The sequence below is a fragment of the Serpentinimonas sp. SSL01 genome (genome assembly GCF_056323735.1).
The window spans coordinates 1893780-1910258 of sequence record NZ_CM150487.1; the positions used below are offsets into that span (position 1 = coordinate 1893780).

The 16479-nt window shown below is 67.4% G+C and carries 23 protein-coding genes; 12 read left to right on the top strand and 11 right to left on the bottom strand.

The window, feature by feature from the left end; genetic code table 11:
* Positions 1–71 precede the first annotated feature (71 nt).
* The 6 genes from ACVMK0_RS08915 to ACVMK0_RS08940 all read left to right on the top strand — a co-directional run bounded on the left by ACVMK0_RS08915 (position 72) and on the right by ACVMK0_RS08940 (position 3135).
* Positions 72–347, top strand: a complete 276-nt coding sequence (locus tag ACVMK0_RS08915) for a type II toxin-antitoxin system RelB/DinJ family antitoxin (RefSeq protein ID WP_476463579.1) — start codon at positions 72–74, stop codon at positions 345–347.
* Positions 310–474: a type II toxin-antitoxin system YafQ family toxin gene (locus ACVMK0_RS08920; protein ID WP_476464669.1), complete on the top strand. Its 165-nt coding sequence runs from the start codon at positions 310–312 to the stop codon at positions 472–474. Before ACVMK0_RS08915 ends, ACVMK0_RS08920 begins: the two co-directional genes overlap by 38 nt.
* 155 nt (positions 475–629) lie before the next feature.
* Complete coding sequence (locus ACVMK0_RS08925) at positions 630–935, top strand: hypothetical protein (RefSeq protein WP_045537948.1); 306 nt, start codon at positions 630–632, stop codon at positions 933–935.
* Positions 932–1399 carry a TM1812 family CRISPR-associated protein gene (locus tag ACVMK0_RS08930; RefSeq protein WP_197539299.1) on the top strand — a complete coding sequence of 156 codons (468 nt, stop codon included), beginning with the start codon at positions 932–934 and terminating at the stop codon, positions 1397–1399. The genes ACVMK0_RS08925 and ACVMK0_RS08930 overlap by 4 nt, the downstream gene beginning before the upstream one ends.
* Before the next feature lie 408 nt (positions 1400–1807).
* Complete coding sequence (locus ACVMK0_RS08935; protein ID WP_476463580.1) at positions 1808–2473, top strand: hypothetical protein; 666 nt, start codon at positions 1808–1810, stop codon at positions 2471–2473.
* Between the two features lie 62 nt (positions 2474–2535).
* Positions 2536–3135, top strand: coding sequence for a Uma2 family endonuclease (locus tag ACVMK0_RS08940; protein WP_476463581.1), 600 nt, complete (start codon positions 2536–2538; stop codon positions 3133–3135).
* On the opposite strand, the gene hisF is transcribed toward ACVMK0_RS08940, so the two are convergent.
* The 4 genes from hisF to hisB all read right to left on the bottom strand — a co-directional run bounded on the left by hisF (position 3101) and on the right by hisB (position 6108).
* Complete coding sequence (gene hisF / locus ACVMK0_RS08945) at positions 3101–3901, bottom strand: imidazole glycerol phosphate synthase subunit HisF (protein ID WP_045536498.1); 801 nt, start codon at positions 3899–3901, stop codon at positions 3101–3103. The two genes, ACVMK0_RS08940 and hisF, sit on opposite strands and share 35 nt — an antisense overlap.
* A 15-nt stretch (positions 3902–3916) precedes the next feature.
* Positions 3917–4657, bottom strand: a complete 741-nt coding sequence (hisA, locus tag ACVMK0_RS08950; RefSeq protein WP_476463582.1) for a 1-(5-phosphoribosyl)-5-[(5-phosphoribosylamino)methylideneamino]imidazole-4-carboxamide isomerase — start codon at positions 4655–4657, stop codon at positions 3917–3919.
* A gap of 115 nt (positions 4658–4772) precedes the next feature.
* Complete coding sequence (hisH, locus tag ACVMK0_RS08955) at positions 4773–5450, bottom strand: imidazole glycerol phosphate synthase subunit HisH (protein WP_476463583.1); 678 nt, start codon at positions 5448–5450, stop codon at positions 4773–4775.
* Between the two features lie 70 nt (positions 5451–5520).
* Positions 5521–6108, bottom strand: a complete 588-nt coding sequence (gene hisB / locus ACVMK0_RS08960) for an imidazoleglycerol-phosphate dehydratase HisB (protein WP_476464670.1) — start codon at positions 6106–6108, stop codon at positions 5521–5523.
* 113 nt (positions 6109–6221) lie between these two features.
* On the opposite strand from hisB, the gene hisC reads away from it, so the two are divergent.
* The 4 genes from hisC (at position 6222) to ACVMK0_RS08980 (ending at position 8329) form a co-directional block, all read left to right on the top strand.
* On the top strand, positions 6222–7316 hold the full coding sequence (gene hisC / locus ACVMK0_RS08965; protein WP_045536504.1) for a histidinol-phosphate transaminase: 1095 nt from the start codon (positions 6222–6224) through the stop codon (positions 7314–7316).
* Positions 7317–7334: 18 nt separating this feature from the next.
* Positions 7335–7634, top strand: a complete 300-nt coding sequence (locus ACVMK0_RS08970; protein WP_045536506.1) for a nucleotidyltransferase family protein — start codon at positions 7335–7337, stop codon at positions 7632–7634.
* Positions 7631–8110 carry a hypothetical protein gene (locus ACVMK0_RS08975; RefSeq protein WP_476463584.1) on the top strand — a complete coding sequence of 160 codons (480 nt, stop codon included), beginning with the start codon at positions 7631–7633 and terminating at the stop codon, positions 8108–8110. The genes ACVMK0_RS08970 and ACVMK0_RS08975 overlap by 4 nt, the downstream gene beginning before the upstream one ends.
* Positions 8111–8194: 84 nt before the next feature.
* The gene (locus tag ACVMK0_RS08980; protein ID WP_268747539.1) at positions 8195–8329 is read left to right on the top strand and encodes a hypothetical protein; all 135 of its coding nucleotides are present in this window, start codon (positions 8195–8197) and stop codon (positions 8327–8329) included.
* A gap of 18 nt (positions 8330–8347) precedes the next feature.
* Here the strand turns inward: ACVMK0_RS08980 and ACVMK0_RS08985 are convergent, their stop codons facing one another.
* The 5 genes from ACVMK0_RS08985 to ACVMK0_RS09005 all read right to left on the bottom strand — a co-directional run bounded on the left by ACVMK0_RS08985 (position 8348) and on the right by ACVMK0_RS09005 (position 12889).
* Positions 8348–8797: a nuclear transport factor 2 family protein gene (locus tag ACVMK0_RS08985; protein WP_476463585.1), complete on the bottom strand. Its 450-nt coding sequence runs from the start codon at positions 8795–8797 to the stop codon at positions 8348–8350.
* A 29-nt stretch (positions 8798–8826) separates the two neighbouring features.
* Positions 8827–9591: an SDR family NAD(P)-dependent oxidoreductase gene (locus tag ACVMK0_RS08990; protein WP_476463586.1), complete on the bottom strand. Its 765-nt coding sequence runs from the start codon at positions 9589–9591 to the stop codon at positions 8827–8829.
* A 53-nt stretch (positions 9592–9644) separates the two neighbouring features.
* Entirely contained in the window at positions 9645–10901 is a 1257-nt protein-coding gene (locus ACVMK0_RS08995; RefSeq protein WP_476464671.1) for an MFS transporter, read from the bottom strand.
* 111 nt (positions 10902–11012) lie between these two features.
* Positions 11013–11657: a chalcone isomerase family protein gene (locus ACVMK0_RS09000; protein ID WP_476463587.1), complete on the bottom strand. Its 645-nt coding sequence runs from the start codon at positions 11655–11657 to the stop codon at positions 11013–11015.
* Positions 11654–12889: a class I SAM-dependent methyltransferase gene (locus ACVMK0_RS09005; protein WP_476464672.1), complete on the bottom strand. Its 1236-nt coding sequence runs from the start codon at positions 12887–12889 to the stop codon at positions 11654–11656. Before ACVMK0_RS09005 ends, ACVMK0_RS09000 begins: the two co-directional genes overlap by 4 nt.
* Here ACVMK0_RS09005 and ACVMK0_RS09010 point away from each other — a divergent pair.
* Positions 12840–12986 carry a hypothetical protein gene (locus tag ACVMK0_RS09010; protein ID WP_476464703.1) on the top strand — a complete coding sequence of 49 codons (147 nt, stop codon included), beginning with the start codon at positions 12840–12842 and terminating at the stop codon, positions 12984–12986. The two genes, ACVMK0_RS09005 and ACVMK0_RS09010, sit on opposite strands and share 50 nt — an antisense overlap.
* A 69-nt stretch (positions 12987–13055) precedes the next feature.
* Here the strand turns inward: ACVMK0_RS09010 and ACVMK0_RS09015 are convergent, their stop codons facing one another.
* Positions 13056–13829 carry a DUF1365 domain-containing protein gene (locus tag ACVMK0_RS09015; protein ID WP_250960981.1) on the bottom strand — a complete coding sequence of 258 codons (774 nt, stop codon included), beginning with the start codon at positions 13827–13829 and terminating at the stop codon, positions 13056–13058.
* Positions 13826–15187, bottom strand: coding sequence for an NAD(P)/FAD-dependent oxidoreductase (locus ACVMK0_RS09020; RefSeq protein WP_476464673.1), 1362 nt, complete (start codon positions 15185–15187; stop codon positions 13826–13828). The genes ACVMK0_RS09015 and ACVMK0_RS09020 overlap by 4 nt, the downstream gene beginning before the upstream one ends.
* A gap of 326 nt (positions 15188–15513) precedes the next feature.
* On the opposite strand from ACVMK0_RS09020, the gene ACVMK0_RS09025 reads away from it, so the two are divergent.
* Positions 15514–16428: a MerR family transcriptional regulator gene (locus tag ACVMK0_RS09025; RefSeq protein WP_476463588.1), complete on the top strand. Its 915-nt coding sequence runs from the start codon at positions 15514–15516 to the stop codon at positions 16426–16428.
* Positions 16429–16479 lie beyond the last annotated feature (51 nt).

Sequence of the window (16479 nt, forward strand, 5' to 3'; positions counted from 1 at the left end):
TCGGCCTGTGTTGCCTTGCGCCAGCCGTTTGCGATACAATGTATCTCAGACCGTCAAAATAGGAGGCCATCATGGCTGCTACCACCACTATGATTCACGTTCGCGTGGATGAGAACATTAAGGCGCAGGCTGCAGAGACGCTGGCCTCGATGGGCCTGACCGTCTCCGATGCGATCCGGGTGTTCCTGACCCGTGTAGTCGCCGACAAGGAGCTGCCGTTCGCGCTCAAGGCGCCCAACGCCACCAGCCGCATCGCCATCGCCGAGGCCAACGAGATCATCAAGAGCCGCCGCGCTCGCTTCGCAACCGCTGACGCCCGAGTGGCTCGACCACGCGCTCACGGGTGATTGGGCAGGCCATCGTGAGTGCCACATCGGCGGCGACTTCCTGCTGATCTACACGCTCGACGACTCGGGCAAGAATGGCTTGGTGGTTTTCGTTCGCAGCGGGACTCACTCCGAGCTGTTCTTCTAGCCCGCGTCAGTGGCCCGCGCCAAAATCGTGGTCAGAGCACGATTGCCCCGGCCCAAAATCGTGCTCAGAGCACTATTCCCACGATTTCCACTAGCGAAAATCATAGAATGGGTGTACAACCCACCCTGCCCTGCTCTTGCCACGATAGCCCCCCTATGCGCCTAAGCCCTGAACAACGCCGGGTTCTGCTGGACAGCGCGCGCGCCTGTTTTGGTGCCAGCGTGCAGGTGCGGCTGTTTGGCTCGCGCCTCGACGACCGCCAGCGCGGCGGCGACATCGACTTGCTGCTCGAAACCGAGCTGCGCGACCCGGCGCAGATCGTGGCGGCGCACAGCCGGTTTCTGGCGGATGCCTACGCGCAGTTGGGCGAACAAAAAATCGACCTGCTGATCGACTACCCCGGTCGCACGAACCGTGCTCCAATATTTGAGCGCGCACGCTCTCAAGGCCAACTGCTGTGAGCGACGCTGCGCGCTTGCGCCTGAACGATGCTTGGCAACAGTGCCAGCGCCACCGGCACCACCTCGAACACGCCCTAACCGCTCTGCGGCCGCTGCTGCCTGTGAGCGCAGCCCAGTTGGCCTTATACGATGACGAAGCGGTGCAAGACTGGGATCAGTTTTTGCTGCGCTTCACCAAATTGCAAGACACCATGGGCGCACGCCTGCTCCCGGCGGTGCTCGATGTGCTGCAAGAAGCGCTCGAAGACCGGCCCATGATCGACAAATTGAACCGGCTCGAAAAACTGGGCCTGATCGAGCACGCTCACGATTGGGCACAGCTGCGCGCCATCCGCAACCAGCTGGCACACGATTACCCCCAAGACGACGCCATCAAGGCCGCTTGGCTCAACCGGGCGGTGGCCGCCGTGGCCGTGCTCGATGCCACTTTGGCCCGCGTGCGCCCGATTTGTGAAGCCCAGTAGGGCGCACGGTCAGGAGTGGCAGGTTTTTTGCCGGCGCTGACAGCGGCGGTGGCTTGGGAAGACTGCGAGCTTTACACCGGGTGGTGTTTTATGATTTTTCGTGGGTGAATCAGGCCCCTTGCCATAGAGCAACCATTGCCCTACACTGCGGCCATGTGCACCTATTTTTACCCCAAGCTGCAGGCGGTGGCCGCCCTTGAGCCCTACCGGCTGCGCACCACCTGGAGCACCGGCGAGGTGCTGGGTGTCGATGTGGGCGCTGCTCATGCATAGAGGGAGCAGCGCGGTATATGAACTCAACGGCTTAACCGAGTGCCATCAGGGGCAGACCACGCTTGATATCAGAGACCACGATTTTCTTTCGCAGCGCTAACGTGAAAGACGTTAATTTTTGCGGAGGCCAAGCGCATGTCAACCGAAACCGAACACACCAGTTGGGACGATCTGCGCGCCATGTTGCGCGCGCTGGCGCAGCAGTCGGCCGAGACCGACATGCGCATGAGGGAAACCGACATGCGCATGAAAGACACCGACGCGCGCATGAAAGACACCGACGAGCGCATGAAGCAAACCGGGCGCCGGCTCGATCAGCTCGGGCAGCAGATCGCCGGCTTGGGCGACAAGTTTGGCTACTTCACCGAAGGCATGGCGCTGCCCTCGATGGAGCGGCTGCTCACCGAGCGCTTTGGCATGGAAAACATCTCGCCCCGGCACCGCGTGCGCCGCTTGGGGCGCGAGCAAGAATACGATGTGCTGGCTTGGGCCAACGGCGACGTCAACAGCGTGGTGCTGGTCGAAGTAAAAAGCCGCGTGAGCTTTGAGGCCATCGAGCAGCTACTTGGGCAGATCGAAACCCTGCCGCTGCTGCTGCCCGAGCTGGCCGGGAAGGCGCGCCTGGGCATTTTGGCCGGTGTCGATTGGCAGCCCGAAGTGGAGCAAGCGGCCCAAGCCGCCGGCTTGTACACCGCGCGCATCCACGACGAGATGTTCGAGCTCACCACACCGAGCGGCTTTGCGCCCCGGCGCTGGGGGTACAGTGCCAGCGCCACCGGCACCGGCACCGGAACCACCTAAAAATCGAGTGCAGGCCACGCTTGATGGCACACAAACCCCCCGCTTTGGCGCACAATGCACCCATGATTGCACTGGAAAAAACCCCCTTCACCGGCGCCGACTACCTGCTGTGGGAGCGCGAGCAGCCGCTCAAGCACGAGTTCGTGCGCGGCGAGGTGTTTGCCATGGCCGGCGCCAGCGATGCGCATGTGACCATCAGCCTGAACGTGGCTGCGGCGCTCAAGCAGCACCTGCGCGCCAGCCCGTGCCGCACCTACATATCGGACATGAAGCTGCAGATCGCTGCCGCCGACGCCTACGTGTACCCCGATGTGTTCGTGACCTGCTCGGGTGCCGACGCCGCGCGCAGCGACGCCAAAGCCGAGCCGCTGCTGGTGATAGAGGTGCTATCGCCCAGCACCGCTGCCTACGACCGTGGGCTCAAGTTTGCTTTTTACCGCAGCTTAAACAGCCTGCGCGAATATGTGTTGATCGACCCCGAGCACCCCAGCGTCGATGTGTTCAGGCGCAACGAAGCCGGCCTGTGGGTGCTGCACCCCTGTGGCCCGGGCCAAACGGTGCAGCTGCAGAGCGTGGACCTAGAGCTGACGCTGGAGCAGGTGTATGAGGACGCTGCGCCCAGCCCGGTTACAGCCGCACCGCTATGCCCTGAGCGGCCATAAACTGTTTGGCTTGGGCCACGGTGTAGTGGCCGTAGTGGAAGATGCTGGCGGCGAGCACGGCGTCGGCGCCGCCTTGTTGCACCCCGTCGGCCAGGTGTTGCAGCGTGCCCACGCCGCCCGATGCGATCAGGGGCACGGGCACGGCGGCGCTCACGGCGCGGGTGAGCTCGAGGTCGAAGCCGGCTTGGGTGCCGTCGCGGTCCATGCTGGTGAGCAAAATCTCGCCTGCGCCCAGATCGGCCATGCGCTGCGCCCAAGCGAGCGCGTCGAGCCCGGTGTTGCGCCGCCCGCCATGGCTGTACACGTCCCAGCCGGGGCCTAGGGGGGCGCCGTCGGGGCCGGGGCGCTGCTGTTCGGCGGCGCTGCGGCGCTTGGCGTCGATGGCCACCACGATGCACTGCGCGCCGTAGCGGCCGCTGGCTTGGGCGATGAGCTCGGGCTCGGCGATGGCGGCCGAGTTGAAGCTGACCTTATCGGCCCCGGCGTTGAGCAGGCGGCGCACGTCGGCCACGCTGCGCACGCCACCGCCCACGGTGAGCGGGATGAACACCTGCGCCGCCACGGCTTCGATGATCGGCAGGATCAGGTCGCGGCCGTCGCTGCTGGCGGTGATGTCGAGGAAGGTGAGTTCGTCGGCACCCTGCTCGTTGTAGCGCGCGGCGATTTGGACCGGGTCGCCGGCGTCGCGCAGTTCGACGAAGTTGACGCCCTTGACCACGCGCCCGCCGGTGACGTCGAGGCAGGGGATGATGCGTTTGGCGAGCATGGGGCGGGGCCGCTTTTAGCGTGGGTAGGCGTCGGCCAGCCGCTGCGCCGCAGCAAAGTCGAGGTCGCCGCTGTAGATCGAGCGCCCGCAGATCACGCCTTGCACGCCTTCGTCTTGCACCGCGCACAGGCGCTCGATGTCGTCTAGGCCCGCCAAGCCGCCCGAGGCGATCACGGGAATGGTGAGCGCTTGCGCCAGGCGCACGGTGGCTTCGATGTTGATGCCGCTGAGCATGCCGTCGCGCCCGATGTCGGTGTAGATGATGGATTCGACGCCGTAGTCTTGGAATTTTTTGCCCAGATCGACGACGTCGTGCCCGGTGAGTTTGCTCCAGCCGTCGGTGGCCACTTTGCCGTCGCGCGCGTCGAGCCCGACGATGATGTGGCCGCCAAAGGCGCTGCAGGCGTCGTGCAAAAAGCCGGGATTTTTGACCGCTGCGGTGCCGATGATGACGTAGCGCAGCCCGGCGTCGAGGTAGCGCTCGATGGTGTCGAGATCGCGGATGCCGCCGCCCAGCTGCACATCGACTTCGTCGCCGAGCTCGGCCAAGATGCTGCGGATGGCGGCTTCGTTTTTGGGCTTGCCGGCAAAGGCGCCGTTGAGGTCCACCAAGTGCACCCGGCGCGCGCCCAAGCCCACCCAGTGGCGCGCCATGGCGGCGGGGTCGTCACCAAACACGGTGGACTGCTCCATGTCGCCTTGTTTGAGGCGCACGCATTGTCCGTCTTTGAGGTCGATGGCGGGGATGAGCAACATGGCGGGGGGCTGGTGGCTGAGGGGTTTGAGTAGAAGATGAGGGCTTGATGCGGGCGGGCGGCTGGTGGCTGGCGCTTGCTGGGCTGGTCTTGAAATTGGGGGCAGCGCGGCGCGTTCAGGGCACCCAGCGCAAAAAGTTGCGGTACAGGGCCAGCCCTTGGTCGGCGCTCTTTTCGGGGTGGAACTGGGTGCCAAAGAGGTTGTCGCGCGCCAAGGCGCTGACGAAGGGGCCGCCGTAGTCGGTGCGGCCCACGCCGTGCGCCGGGTCGGCGGGCTGGGCGTAGAAGCTGTGCACGAAGTAGTAGTGGCTGCCGTCGGGGATGCCGTGCCACAGCGGGTGGGGATGCGGCTGGGCTGCGCCCACGGGGCCTTGCCAGACCTGGTTCCAGCCCATCTGCGGCACCTTGATGCGGCTGCCGTCGGGGTGCTTCTGGCCATCCAGCCTGAAGCGGCGCACCTGGCCAGGGATCAGGCCCAGGCAGGGGGTGTCGCCCTCTTCGGAGTGATCGAGCAGCATTTGCATCCCCACGCAGACGCCAAACAGCGGTTTGTGCGCGGCGGCGTGCTGCAGTGCCGGCAGCAAGCCGCTGCGCTCGAGCTCGGCCATGCAGTCGGGCATGGCCCCTTGGCCGGGCAGCACCACGCGGTCGGCCTCGCGCAGCACCTGCGCGCTGCCGGTGACCACGACCTCGAACGGCGCCTCGAGCGTGCGCGCCGCGGCGCGCAGCGCTTGCGCCACCGAGCGCAGATTGCCCATGCCGTAATCGACCACGGCCACGGTTTGCGGCTTCATGGCTGGGGATTGCTTGGGTGTTTGTGCGGCTGGCCCACAGACGGCGCCAGCGCAACGGCGGCGGCCGGGCTCATAGGCAGCCTTTGGTCGAGGGCATGGCGGCCGGCGCGCGCGGGTCGGGCTCGAGCGCGGCGCGCAGGGCGCGGGCAAAGGCCTTGAAAATGGTCTCGCACTGGTGGTGCGCGTTCACGCCTTTGAGGTTGTCGATGTGCAGCGTGATGCCGGCGTGGTTCACCAGCCCCTGAAAAAATTCGTACACCAGCTGGGTGTCGAGCTCGCCCAAGCGCGAGGCGGTGAAGCGCACGTCCATGTGCAGGCCCGGGCGGCCCGAAAAATCGACCACCACGCGGCTCAAGGCTTCGTCCAGCGGCACGTAGGCGTGGCCGTAGCGGCGGATGCCGCGCTTGTCGCCCACGGCGCGCGCCAGCGCCTGGCCGATGGTGATGCCGATGTCTTCGACGGTGTGGTGGCCGTCGATGTGCAAATCGCCTTCGCACTCCACGGTCAGGTCGATCAGGCCGTGGCGCGCGATCTGCTCGAGCATGTGGTCCAGAAAGCCGATGCCGCTGCGCAAGCTGGCCACGCCGCTGCCGTCGAGGTTGAGGGCGACGCGGATCTGCGTCTCGAGGGTCTGGCGGGTGACGTCGGCTTGCCGCATGGGGCTGCTGGTTTCGGAGGGTTGCACGGCGGTGGTAAAACGGGAGCAAAGGGGGAAATCCCGACTGCCATGATACCATTCCAGCCCCACTACACCTCTGCCCCACCCCCCCGATGAGCCGCTACTGGAGCGCCGTGGTGCACGGCCTGACCCCCTACGTGCCGGGCGAACAGCCCCAGATCGCCAATCTGGTCAAGCTCAACACCAACGAACACCCCTACGGGCCTTCGCCGCTGGCGCTGGCGGCCATGCGCGCCGCCGCCGACGAGGGCCTGCGCCTGTACCCCGACCCCAACGCCGCCGCGCTCAAGGCCGCGCTGGCGCAGCGCCACGGCCTGCTGCCCGAGCAGGTGTTTGTGGGCAACGGCTCGGACGAGGTGCTGGCGCACGCCTTCATGGCGCTGCTCAAGCACGAGCGGCCGCTGTGGCTGCCCGACATCAGCTACAGCTTTTACCCGGTCTATTGCCGCCTCTATGGCCTGAGCGCGTGCACCATCGCGCTGCGCCCCGACTTCAGCCTAGCCCCCGACGACTACCTGCCGCACCCTGGCGGTGAGCGCGCCGGCGCCATCATCTTTGCCAACCCCAACGCCCCCACGGGCCGGCTGCTGGCGCTCGATGGGGTGGAGCGCATCGTGGCCGGCAACCCGGACGCGGTGGTGCTGGTGGACGAAGCCTACATCGACTTCGGCGGCCAGAGCGCCGCCGAGCTGGTGCCCAAATACCCGAACCTGCTGGTGGTGCAGACCTTCTCCAAGAGCCGCGCCTTGGCCGGCCTGCGCGTGGGCTACGCGCTGGGCCAAGCGCCGCTGATCGAGGCGCTGGAGCGGGTGAAAAACAGCTTCAACTCCTACCCGCTGGGGCGGCTGGCGCTGGCCGGCGCGCTGGCATCGGTGGCCGACGAGGCCCACTTTGGAGCCAACTGCCAGCGCGTGATCGACACCCGCGCCTGGCTGAATGATCAGCTCGAGGCGCTGGGCTTTGAGGTGCTGCCGTCGGCGGCCAATTTTGTGTTTGCGCGCCACCCAGCGCACCGCGGCGCCGATTTGGCCGCCGCACTGCGCCAGCGCGCGGTGCTGGTGCGCCACTTTGCCGCGCCGCGCATCGACGCCTTTTTGCGCATCACCGTGGGCACGCCCGAGCAGTGCGCGGCGCTGGTGGCGGCGCTGACCGAGGTGGTGGAGCGGGTGGCGGTGCAACCCACCTGAGCTTGAAAGCACCGCACCATGCGCCTGTCTGCCGAGCACGCCCACCTCATCCGCGCCCAGGCCCTTGAGCTGGCGGGTGCACAGGCCCGGGTGCGCCTTTACGGCTCACGCCTGCACGATCACTTGCGCGGCGGCGACGTGGATTTGTTGCTCGAGCTGCCCAGCCTGCCAGCCAACCCGGCCTTGCTGGCGGCGCAACTGGCCGGGCGCGTATCGCGCGCGCTGCACGGGCGCAAGGTCGATGTGCTGATCGACGCCCCCGGCCTCAAGCAGCTGCCGATCCACCAGATCGCGCGCAGCCAAGGGGTGCTGCTGTGAGGCCCGATGCGGCGCAGCGCGAGCGCTTGCGTTTTTTGTGCCGGGTCGTGGGCAAGGAAGCGCACCATCTGCTCGATACCCGACAGCGCTTGTTTGTGGCCGGTTTTGATGCCCAAGCCGTCAGCCGACTTGAGGACCACCCCGCGCTGGCCGACTGCGTCGAGGCTTTTGTGGGCCGTTTTGGGCGCTTGCAAGACACCTTGGGCGACAAACTGCTGCCTGCACTGCTGGCCGCATTGGGCGAACGGGTGGCCTCGGTGGCCGACAACCTAGACCGCGCCGAGCGCTTGGGCCTAATCGATTCGGCCGACGCCTGGTTCACCATGCGCGCCCTGCGCAACCAGATGGTGCACGATTATGTCGAAGACCCCCTCTTGCTCTGGGCCGCGCTCGACGCCGGGCGCACCTACACCGACACGCTGAACCTAGCCGCTGAGCGCATGGTGGCCGAAGTACACCAGCGCGGCTGGCTCTAGCACACGGCTGCGCCCTGATCACAGCGCCAAGGTTTGGGCTTCGAGCCGGTGCGCTTTCCCTCCCAACCCATGCAACACCCTTCCATGCAATCTTTGCCCGAACCCTACCGCGCCGTGGTGTGCGGGGCCAGCGGGGCCATTGGGCAGGCTTTTGTGGCCGCTTTGCAGCGCGATGCGCGCTGTGCGGCGATGGCCGCAGCCCGGAAAAGCGCTGGGTAACCGGGCCAGCACAACCGCTCAAGCCCCGGCGCGGCGCTTGAGCCAGCGCATCAGCGCGCCCAGCAGCGGCAGCTTTTCGTACAGCTCTTCGGCGGCGTCCCAGTAGTCGCGGTGCAGGCGCACGCGGCTGTCGGGGCCCAGCAGCAGGTGGCTGCAACCACGGATGGTCTGCAGCGCGCCGGCGCTGGCGGCTTGGCCGCGCGCAGCAAAGCGAAACTCAAAATCCCAGAGCAAAAAAGCCTGCTCGCCCTGCACCACGCAGGTGCCCACGACAAAGCGCGGCTGCTGCAAGCGCGCAAACATCTGGGTAAAGATGGCCTCGATGGCGGGCACGCCCTGCACCTCGTGGAAGGGGTCTTTGAAGCGCGCATCGGGGGCGTAGTGGCGGCCCAGTTGCCCTAGGCTGGCGGGGCTGAGCTGCTCGTAAAAAAGCACCAGTTCGGCGACGGCGTGATCGTGGGGGTTCATGGTGGGGCTGGGTGCGGGGGTAAAACAATCTACAGACCCGTGCCCCGGCGCACCGCGGCAAAGTACCAGCGGTAGGGCAGCAGGCGCAGCAGCAGCATCAGGCGCGTGAAGCGTTTGGGGAAGTGGATGTGAAATTCGCCCGCTGCCCAGCCTTGCAAGATCGCGGCTGCGGCCTGCTCGGGCTCGATCAGCGCGGGCATTTTGAAATCGTTTTGCGCCGTCAGGCGGGTGGCGACAAAGCCGGGGTTGATCAGGCTCACACCCAGCCCTTGGGGCTGCAAGTCGAGGTACAGGGTTTCGGCAAGGTTGATCAGGGCTGCTTTGGTGGGGCCGTAGGCCAGGCTCTTGGGCAAGCCCCTAAAGCCGGCCACGCTGCTGACCAAGCTGATGTGCCCGGCGCGGCGCGCCAGCAGGGCCGGCAGCAGCGCATCGAGCAGGACCCACACGCCGCTCAGGTTCACCTCTTGATGGCGCAACACCTGGGCCAGATCGAGCTCGTGGGCGCGCATGGGCAGGTAGTGGCCGGCCAGGTAGCACACCAGATCGATGGGGCCGGATTGCAGCAGGCTTTGGGCGGCCGCCTGCACCTGCTTGGGCTGGCACACATCCAGCGGCAAAGCCACGCTGCCGGGGTGTTGCGCGACAAATTCTTGCAGCGCCGCTGCCTGGCGCGCCGACAGCACCACGCGCGCGCCACGCTCGTGCAAGGCGCTGGCCAGCGCGCGCCCGATGCCGCTCGAGGCCCCCACGAGCCACACGGTGCGGCCGTTCCAGTCGGTGATTTTTGGGTTCATGGGCTGCATTCGTGGGGTTCGTGGGGTTCGTGGGGTTCGTGGGTTGCGTCGGTTTAGGCCTGCATCAGCAGCGGGTCGCGGCGCCAAAAAAACCACAGCAGGGCCGCCGCCATGAGCTTGAGGGCGCAGGGCAGCAGCGCGTAGGCCCACGACAGGGCCTGCAAGCCCTGGGCGCTTCTGTCGCCCGGCTCGTAGCCCCACCAGCCCAGCAGCGGCAGCGCCAAGCCAGCGGCCAGCGCCAGGTTGAGCTTGGCGGCAAAGCTCCACCAGCCAAAGTAGGCCCCTTCGCGGGCGCCGTGGTCGCCTTGGCGCTGGATCAGGCCGGCCAGCAAGGCGTGCGGCAGCGTCAGGTCGGCGCCCAGCGCCACCCCAGACAAGATGCAGATGAGCAAAAAGGCCTGCCAATCGCCCGCCCCCAAGGTGGCCGCCCAGCCAAACACCGCCACCGCCATGACCATCGCGCCCAGCCACGTGCGCACCAGCCCCCAGCGCCGCACCAGCCGCACCCACAGCGGCAGCCCCAGCGCCGCGGCCACGAAGTAGCTTCCCAAAAACAGGGGCTGCATGGCGTCGCTGAGCTGCAAGCGGTCTTGGATAAAAAACAGCAGCAGCGTGGCCGGAATGGCGCTGGCGATGCCGTTGAAGATGAACACCGCCATCAGGCGCCTAAAGCCCGGCTGGCGCCACGGCAGCCAGAGCTCGGACGCACCCACGCCATGGCGCAACCAGCCCAAGGCCGGGCGCGGCGCCAGCGCCCAAGCGCACCACGCCAGCGCCAGCGCCACGGCAAACACCGCCACCATCACCGGCAGGCCGAGCAAGGTGGGCAATACCGACGCCGTGACCACGCCGCACAACCCAGCCCCTTCGCGCCAAGCGACGATGCGCGCGCGCGTGGGCGCATCGCCCCCGAGCCGCGCCCCCCAAGACTGGTGGCAGATGCTCAACCAGCTGAACGCCAGATACGACAGCACCAGCGCCACCCACGCCCACAGCAGCAGGGCCTGCTGCGCGCGCACCGGCGGGAAAAACAGCGCCGTCAGGCCCAGCACCAGCACCAGCGCCGCCACCAGCCCCGTGCCCAGCACCACCCGCGGCGAGCGGGCGTAGAGGCGGTCGCTGGCGCGGCCCAGCCACGGGTCCACCAAGGCGTCGAACAGGCGCGCACCCAGCAGCAGCGCCCCCAGCGTGGCCAGCGCCACGCCAAACTCGGTGGCGTAGTGGTGCGGCAGCAGCACGTACAGCGGCAGCGCCACAAAAGCCAGCGGAAAGCCCAGCGCGCCGTAGGCCAGCGTGCCCGGCCAGCGCAAATCGGGGGCTGCGGGGGCAGCAGCGGGTGTGGCGTCCGCCTGCGCGTCGGCCGCAAGGGAGGCTTGGCTAAGCGCGGGCGTGGCGGCAGGTGGCACGGCGGTGGCCTGTGTTTAGCCGCGCGCCGGCAAGCCGAGCAAGGCGGCGCGCAAGCCGGGCTCGGATGTGGTCGGAGCCAGCCAGATGCCAAAAAATAGCCGCGCAAACAGCGGGTCGGCCACTTCGCCCAGCGCCCGGTTGGGCTGGCGAAACTGGGCCGCTTGCCCCGGCCGGTACACACCCAGCAGGCGGTCGCCGGCGCGCACATCGGGCAGCACGGTTTGCAAGGCGCGCTGCCAGCACTCGCCTTGGTCGGGGGCGATGGGCTGCTGGCGCCGCATCTCCTCGATCGAACGGCTGGCGATCGAGGCGGCGCTGAAGGCGCGCAGATACTCCAACTCGAGCGCCAGCGCGTCGGAGGCATGGTCGGCGGGGTTGAAGCGCGGCCCCACCCACAGCCGCGCCCGGTAAACCTCAAAGCCCCAGACCCGCAACAGACCCTGCCCCGACCAGCGCAAGCCCGGCACGGGCGAGGGCTCACCGGCGGCCGGCTCAATCGGTGAGGCGCCTTGGGCCCATGCCGCGCGGCTCCAGCTGCCAGCACACACAGCCGCCGCTGCGGGCAGCAGCAGCTGGCGCAAGAGCGCGCGCCGCTGGTTTTGCTCGGGCGCCAGCGGTTGGGGCTGGGCCAGCAGGCGGTTTGAAGAGTGCGCGCTCATGGTGCGTGCTCCAGCGTGAACTGGATCACGTCGATGTCGCCTTCGTCGAAGCCGGCTTCGCAGTAGGCGAGGTAAAAGGTCCACAGGCGCTCGAAGCGGCCATCGAAGCCCTGCGCGCGCACGGTATCGCGTTGCGCCAAAAAGGCGCGGTGCCAGCGGCGGCAAGTCTCGGCGTAGTCGGGGCCAAAAGCCAGCTCATCGACCACCCGCAGCCCCGCCGCTGCCGCTTGGCGCCTGAACTCCGCGGCGCTGGGCAAGCAGCCACCGGGGAACACGTGCTGCTGGATGAAGTCGGTCGAGGACACGTAGGCGCCGTAGAGCTCGTCGCGGATGACGATGCTTTGAATGCAGGCGCGCCCGCCGCGCTTGAGCAACCGAGCCACGGTGTCGAAGTAGGTGGGCCAGTATGCGCGCCCCACGGCCTCGACCATTTCGATCGAGCAGATGGCATCGAACGGCGCCTCGTCGGTCCCTAGGCGCAGGTCGCGGTAGTCTTGCAGCCGCAGATCGGCCCGCTGCGCCAGCCCTTGGGCCTGCAAGCGCTGTTGCGCGTAGGCCAGTTGCTCGTCCGATAAGGTGATGCCGGTGACGTGGGCGCCAAACTCGTGCGCCGCCTGCTCGGCCAGCGCGCCCCAACCGCAACCGATTTCGAGCACGCGCTGGCCCGGCCGATCCGGCTGCAAACCGGCCATGTGCAGGGCGCGGCGCAGCTTGGCGCGCTGGGCGGCCTCGAGGTTGCCGCTGGGCTGGCCCTGGAACCAGGCGCTGGAGTAGTTCATGCCGGCGTCGAGCCAGAGGCGGTAAAAATCGTTGCCCAAGTCGTAGTGGGCTTGGATGTTTTTGCGGCTGTTGGCGCGCGTGTTGCGGTTGAGCCAGTGCCGCACCCGGTGCAGCAGCCGCCCGGCCCAGTGGCCGTGGATCAGGCGTTCGATCACGACGCGGTTGCGCAGCAGCAGGCGCAGCAAGGCGGCCAAATCGGGCGTGTCCCACTGGCCCGCCAAGTAGGCCTCGCCAAAACCGATGTCTCCCGACTTGAGCACTGCGGCGCACACGCCCCAGTCGTGCACCCGAACCTCAACCGTGGGTTCGCGCTCCGAACCCGGACCATGGTGTGCGCATTGCCCGTCGGGCCAATGCACCGCCAGCCGGCCGTGCCCGAGCTGCTGCAACAGCCGCTGCAAGGTGCGTGCCGCCCAAGGCGGGCGCTTGGCTGTGGATTGGCTCGCCGCCAAAGGCGAACTCGAACTCGAACTCGCAGCACCGGGCCAACCGGCGTTGCTCGCACAAGCGCCCCATGCCGCCGACAAGGTGCTGGCCGACGGGTCTTGAAAGGGAGTCGATTGGGTGTTCATGGCAGACGCTCTTGGGGCTGGGTGGGCTAGATCGGATGACGGGGTTTTATTGGCTGACGAAGGCTTTGGGCGGCTCGGGCTTGCGCTGGAAACCGGTGCGCTTGAGCCAGAGCTTGAGCGCCTGCCAATGGATGCGCAGCAGCAGCAGCAGCGTCAGCGCCGGGTGCGCCCACAGCGCTTGGCGCAGGCTGGCGGCATCGAGCGCTTGCAGGGTGCCGCTGACGCTGGTCTGCAACAAGGGGCCGGCGTCGTCGTCGTGGTCGATGCGAACCACCGTGCGCGGCTGCGCGCCATCCAGGCGACGCATGAACCTAAAGCGGTACCAGCCCTGCACCTGGCAAAAGGGCGAGACGTGAAATACCTTGCTGGCGCGGCACTCCTGCCCCTCGCGCGGCTGGTCCAGGAGGTAGCAGTGGCGCTCGCCAAAGGTGTTGTTGACCTCGGCCAGCACGGCGCGCAGGCTGCCGTCGGCGCGCTCGCAGTACCAAAAGCTCACCGGCTTGAAGGTGTGACCCCACACCCTGGGGTAGCAGTGCAGCCAGATTTGGCCGTCGGCGTCGTCGATGCCGTGTGCGCGCAGCAGCTCATCCACCCACGCCAGCGCCCCGCCCTGCTGTGGGGTGCGGCCGTCGCCGTGGTCGCCGTCGTAAAAGCTGATCGGGGCCCAGCGGTTGCGCGCCAGCGCGGGCGCGGCTAGCGCCAAGTCGCGCATGGGCAGCAGCAAAAAGAAGGTGGGATAGACAAAGGCGTTGCGCCGCGGGCGCAAGCGCGTGTGGCGCACCTGGCCGAAGCCGACGTAGGCTTGCGGCGCCGCGTTCACGCCGGTACCTCGTGCAGCGCGGGGCTGGGTTGCGCGGGAGCGCGCGGCTGCGCTGAACGCGGCGCACCCTGCACAAACGCGGCGGCGCGCAGCAGGGCTTGGGCCGCCGCTTGGCCGGATTTGAGCCCGTCTTCGTGAAAACCGTATCCGGCCCAAGCGCCACAAAACCAGGTGTGCTGCTGCCCTTGCAGCTCGGCCAAGCGGCGCTGGGCGGCGATGGCGGCTTGGTCAAACACCGGGTGCGCGTAGTCGATGTGCCGGATGACTTTGGCCGGATCGATGGCGCGCACCGGGTTGAGCGACACCAGCACCGGCTGCGCAAAGGGCAGCGGCTGCAAGCGGCTGATGAGGTAGTGCAAGCAGACGCGGGCCGCTTCGCTGCCGGCGTCGGCGGCGCGCTCGTAGTTCCACGCCGCCCAGGCGCTGCGCTGCTGCGGCAGCACCGCCGTGTCGGTGTGCAGCACGGCGCGGTTGTGCTGGTAGCGGATGGCGCCCAGCACGGCTTGCTCGGCGGCGCTGGGCTGATCGAGCAGCGCCAGCGCTTGGTCGGTGTGGGTGGCCACCACCACCCGGTCAAAGCGCTCGACCCCGGCCGGGCTGTGCAGCCAGGCGCCGTGCTCGTCGCGCTCGATGCGCTGCACCGGGGCGTTGAGGCGCGCATCGGGCAGGCTGGCGACGATTTTTTGCACATACTGGCGCGCGCCGCCGCGCACGGTAAACCACTGCGGCCGGTTGCGGATTTGAATCAGCCCGTGGTTGTGGCAAAAGCGCACCATGGTGGCCACGGGAAATTGCAGCATCTGGTCGGTGGGGCAGCTCCAGATACAGCCCAGCATGGGCAGCAGGTACCAGTCGCGAAAGGCGGCGCCAAAGCGGTGCTGCTGCAAAAAATCCTGCAAGGACTGCTGCATGGCCTCGGCTTGGTCGCCGCTTTGCGCCAACCGCGTGCACAGGGCGTTGAAGCGCAGCAGGTCGCGCAACATGCCCCAAAAGCTAAGGTCGAGCAGGTTGCGCCGCTGCGCAAACACAGTGCCCAAATCGGTGCCGCTCCACTCCAGCCAGCGCGCGCCCTGCGGCACCTGCACCGAAAACGACATATCCGAAGCCGCCGACGGCACCCCGAGCTCGGCCAGCAGGGCAATCAGGCGCGGGTAGGTGCGCTCGTTGTAGACCAGAAAACCGGTATCGACGCCATGCGTGCAGGCGGCGCCATCGGGGCCGGGCAGGGTCACGTCCACGGTGTGGGTGTGGCCGCCAAAATAGGGCCCGGCCTCGAACAGGGTCACGTGGGCGTGCGTGCGCAGCGCATAGGCAGCCGCCAGCCCGGCGATGCCCGAACCCACCACGGCCACGCGCAGCGCATTGACTTGAGGTGCGGGCTGATGGCTGGCGTGGTCGGTAGAGGGCATTGCAGATCCTGTTTTGTCTTAGACAAACGTAGTATGCGCGAAAAAAGATTGCTCTGCAACCGAGGGCCACAAAATGCCGGTACAAGCCCGCGTCACACCCCCGTTGCAGCCCTCGATCGAGCACCGTACACGAGCATAACCTGCATAAAATAAAGAGAAAATTGTCATAGATTGGTCCACAAAGCACAATCCATCGAGCTTTTGTGGCATGATCTCAATCGATGCTCAAACGCCTTGCACCCCCACCTGCCCCGCTCATTTTGTCTATTGCAGACATGGAGCGTCAAACCGGTTTGGGCAAAGACACGCTGCGCGTCTGGGAGCGCCGCTATGGCTTTCCCACCCCCAGCCGCGACGCCCATGGCGAGCGCCGCTACGACGAAGCCCAGCTGCAGCGCCTGCGCCTGATCAAGCGCCTGCTGGATGCTGGGCAGCGACCGCACCAGGTGGTGCCCCTACCCGAGGCCGAGCTGCAAACCCGGCTGCAGGAGCGGTTGCAGGCGCAGCACGCCGGCCAACCCCCTTCACCCCACCCTGCGCTGGATCCCGTGCTGTGCCAGCAGTGGCTCAGCGCGCTGCAAGCCAACCAAACCGAGACCCTGCGCCTGCGGCTGCACGAGCAGCTGCTGCGCCACGGGCTGGGGCAGACGATCGAGGATTTCATCGTGCCCTTGAGTGTGGCCGTGGGGCAGGCGTGGCTGGACGAACGCATTTCGGTGTTCCAAGAGCACCTACACAGCGAGATCGTGCAATCGGTGCTGCGCCAGGCGCTGGTGCAGCTCGATCAGCAAGGCCACAGCGGCACCCCACCCCGGGTGTTGCTCACCACGCTACCCAACGAACACCACGCCTTGGGGCTGCTGATGGCCGAGTGTTTTCTGGCGCTGCAGCGCTGCCAGCGCTTGCCGCTGGGCCCCAATACCCCGGTGCTCGAGGTGCTGGCGGCGGCGCAGCAGCTGGAGATCGACGCCGTGGCCTTGAGCTTCAGCTCGCCCCACCCGCCCAATGAGGTGCTGGCCGCCTTGCGCCAGTTGCGCGCACAATTGCCCAGCACGGTGGCGCTGTGGGTGGGCGGCAACGCCCCGGTGCTGCGCTCGCCGCGCCTACCTGCGGGCGTGACCGCCTTGCGCCGCGCCTGTGAGCTCGAGGCGGTGGTGGCGCAGTGGCGCGCCGAGCACAGCGCGCCTTGATGCCCAAAGCCCCCGAGCCGACCAAGCCACCGAAGCGCTGACCGGCTTGAC

Coding starts and splice junctions, on each gene's coding strand:
- hisB (WP_476464670.1), bottom strand. CDS start 6,108: ATGCGGCAAGCCGACGTCACCCGCCAGACCCTCGAGACGCAGATCCGC.
- hisF (WP_045536498.1), bottom strand. CDS start 3,901: ATGCTCGCCAAACGCATCATCCCCTGCCTCGACGTCACCGGCGGGCGC.
- ACVMK0_RS08915 (WP_476463579.1), top strand. CDS start 72: ATGGCTGCTACCACCACTATGATTCACGTTCGCGTGGATGAGAACATT.
- hisH (WP_476463583.1), bottom strand. CDS start 5,450: ATGAAGCCGCAAACCGTGGCCGTGGTCGATTACGGCATGGGCAATCTG.
- ACVMK0_RS08935 (WP_476463580.1), top strand. CDS start 1,808: ATGTCAACCGAAACCGAACACACCAGTTGGGACGATCTGCGCGCCATG.
- ACVMK0_RS08925 (WP_045537948.1), top strand. CDS start 630: ATGCGCCTAAGCCCTGAACAACGCCGGGTTCTGCTGGACAGCGCGCGC.
- ACVMK0_RS09000 (WP_476463587.1), bottom strand. CDS start 11,657: ATGAGCGCGCACTCTTCAAACCGCCTGCTGGCCCAGCCCCAACCGCTG.
- ACVMK0_RS09025 (WP_476463588.1), top strand. CDS start 15,514: ATGGAGCGTCAAACCGGTTTGGGCAAAGACACGCTGCGCGTCTGGGAG.
- hisA (WP_476463582.1), bottom strand. CDS start 4,657: ATGTTGCTCATCCCCGCCATCGACCTCAAAGACGGACAATGCGTGCGC.
- ACVMK0_RS08980 (WP_268747539.1), top strand. CDS start 8,195: ATGCAATCTTTGCCCGAACCCTACCGCGCCGTGGTGTGCGGGGCCAGC.
- hisC (WP_045536504.1), top strand. CDS start 6,222: ATGAGCCGCTACTGGAGCGCCGTGGTGCACGGCCTGACCCCCTACGTG.
- ACVMK0_RS08940 (WP_476463581.1), top strand. CDS start 2,536: ATGATTGCACTGGAAAAAACCCCCTTCACCGGCGCCGACTACCTGCTG.
- ACVMK0_RS08970 (WP_045536506.1), top strand. CDS start 7,335: ATGCGCCTGTCTGCCGAGCACGCCCACCTCATCCGCGCCCAGGCCCTT.
- ACVMK0_RS08985 (WP_476463585.1), bottom strand. CDS start 8,797: ATGAACCCCCACGATCACGCCGTCGCCGAACTGGTGCTTTTTTACGAG.
- ACVMK0_RS08990 (WP_476463586.1), bottom strand. CDS start 9,591: ATGAACCCAAAAATCACCGACTGGAACGGCCGCACCGTGTGGCTCGTG.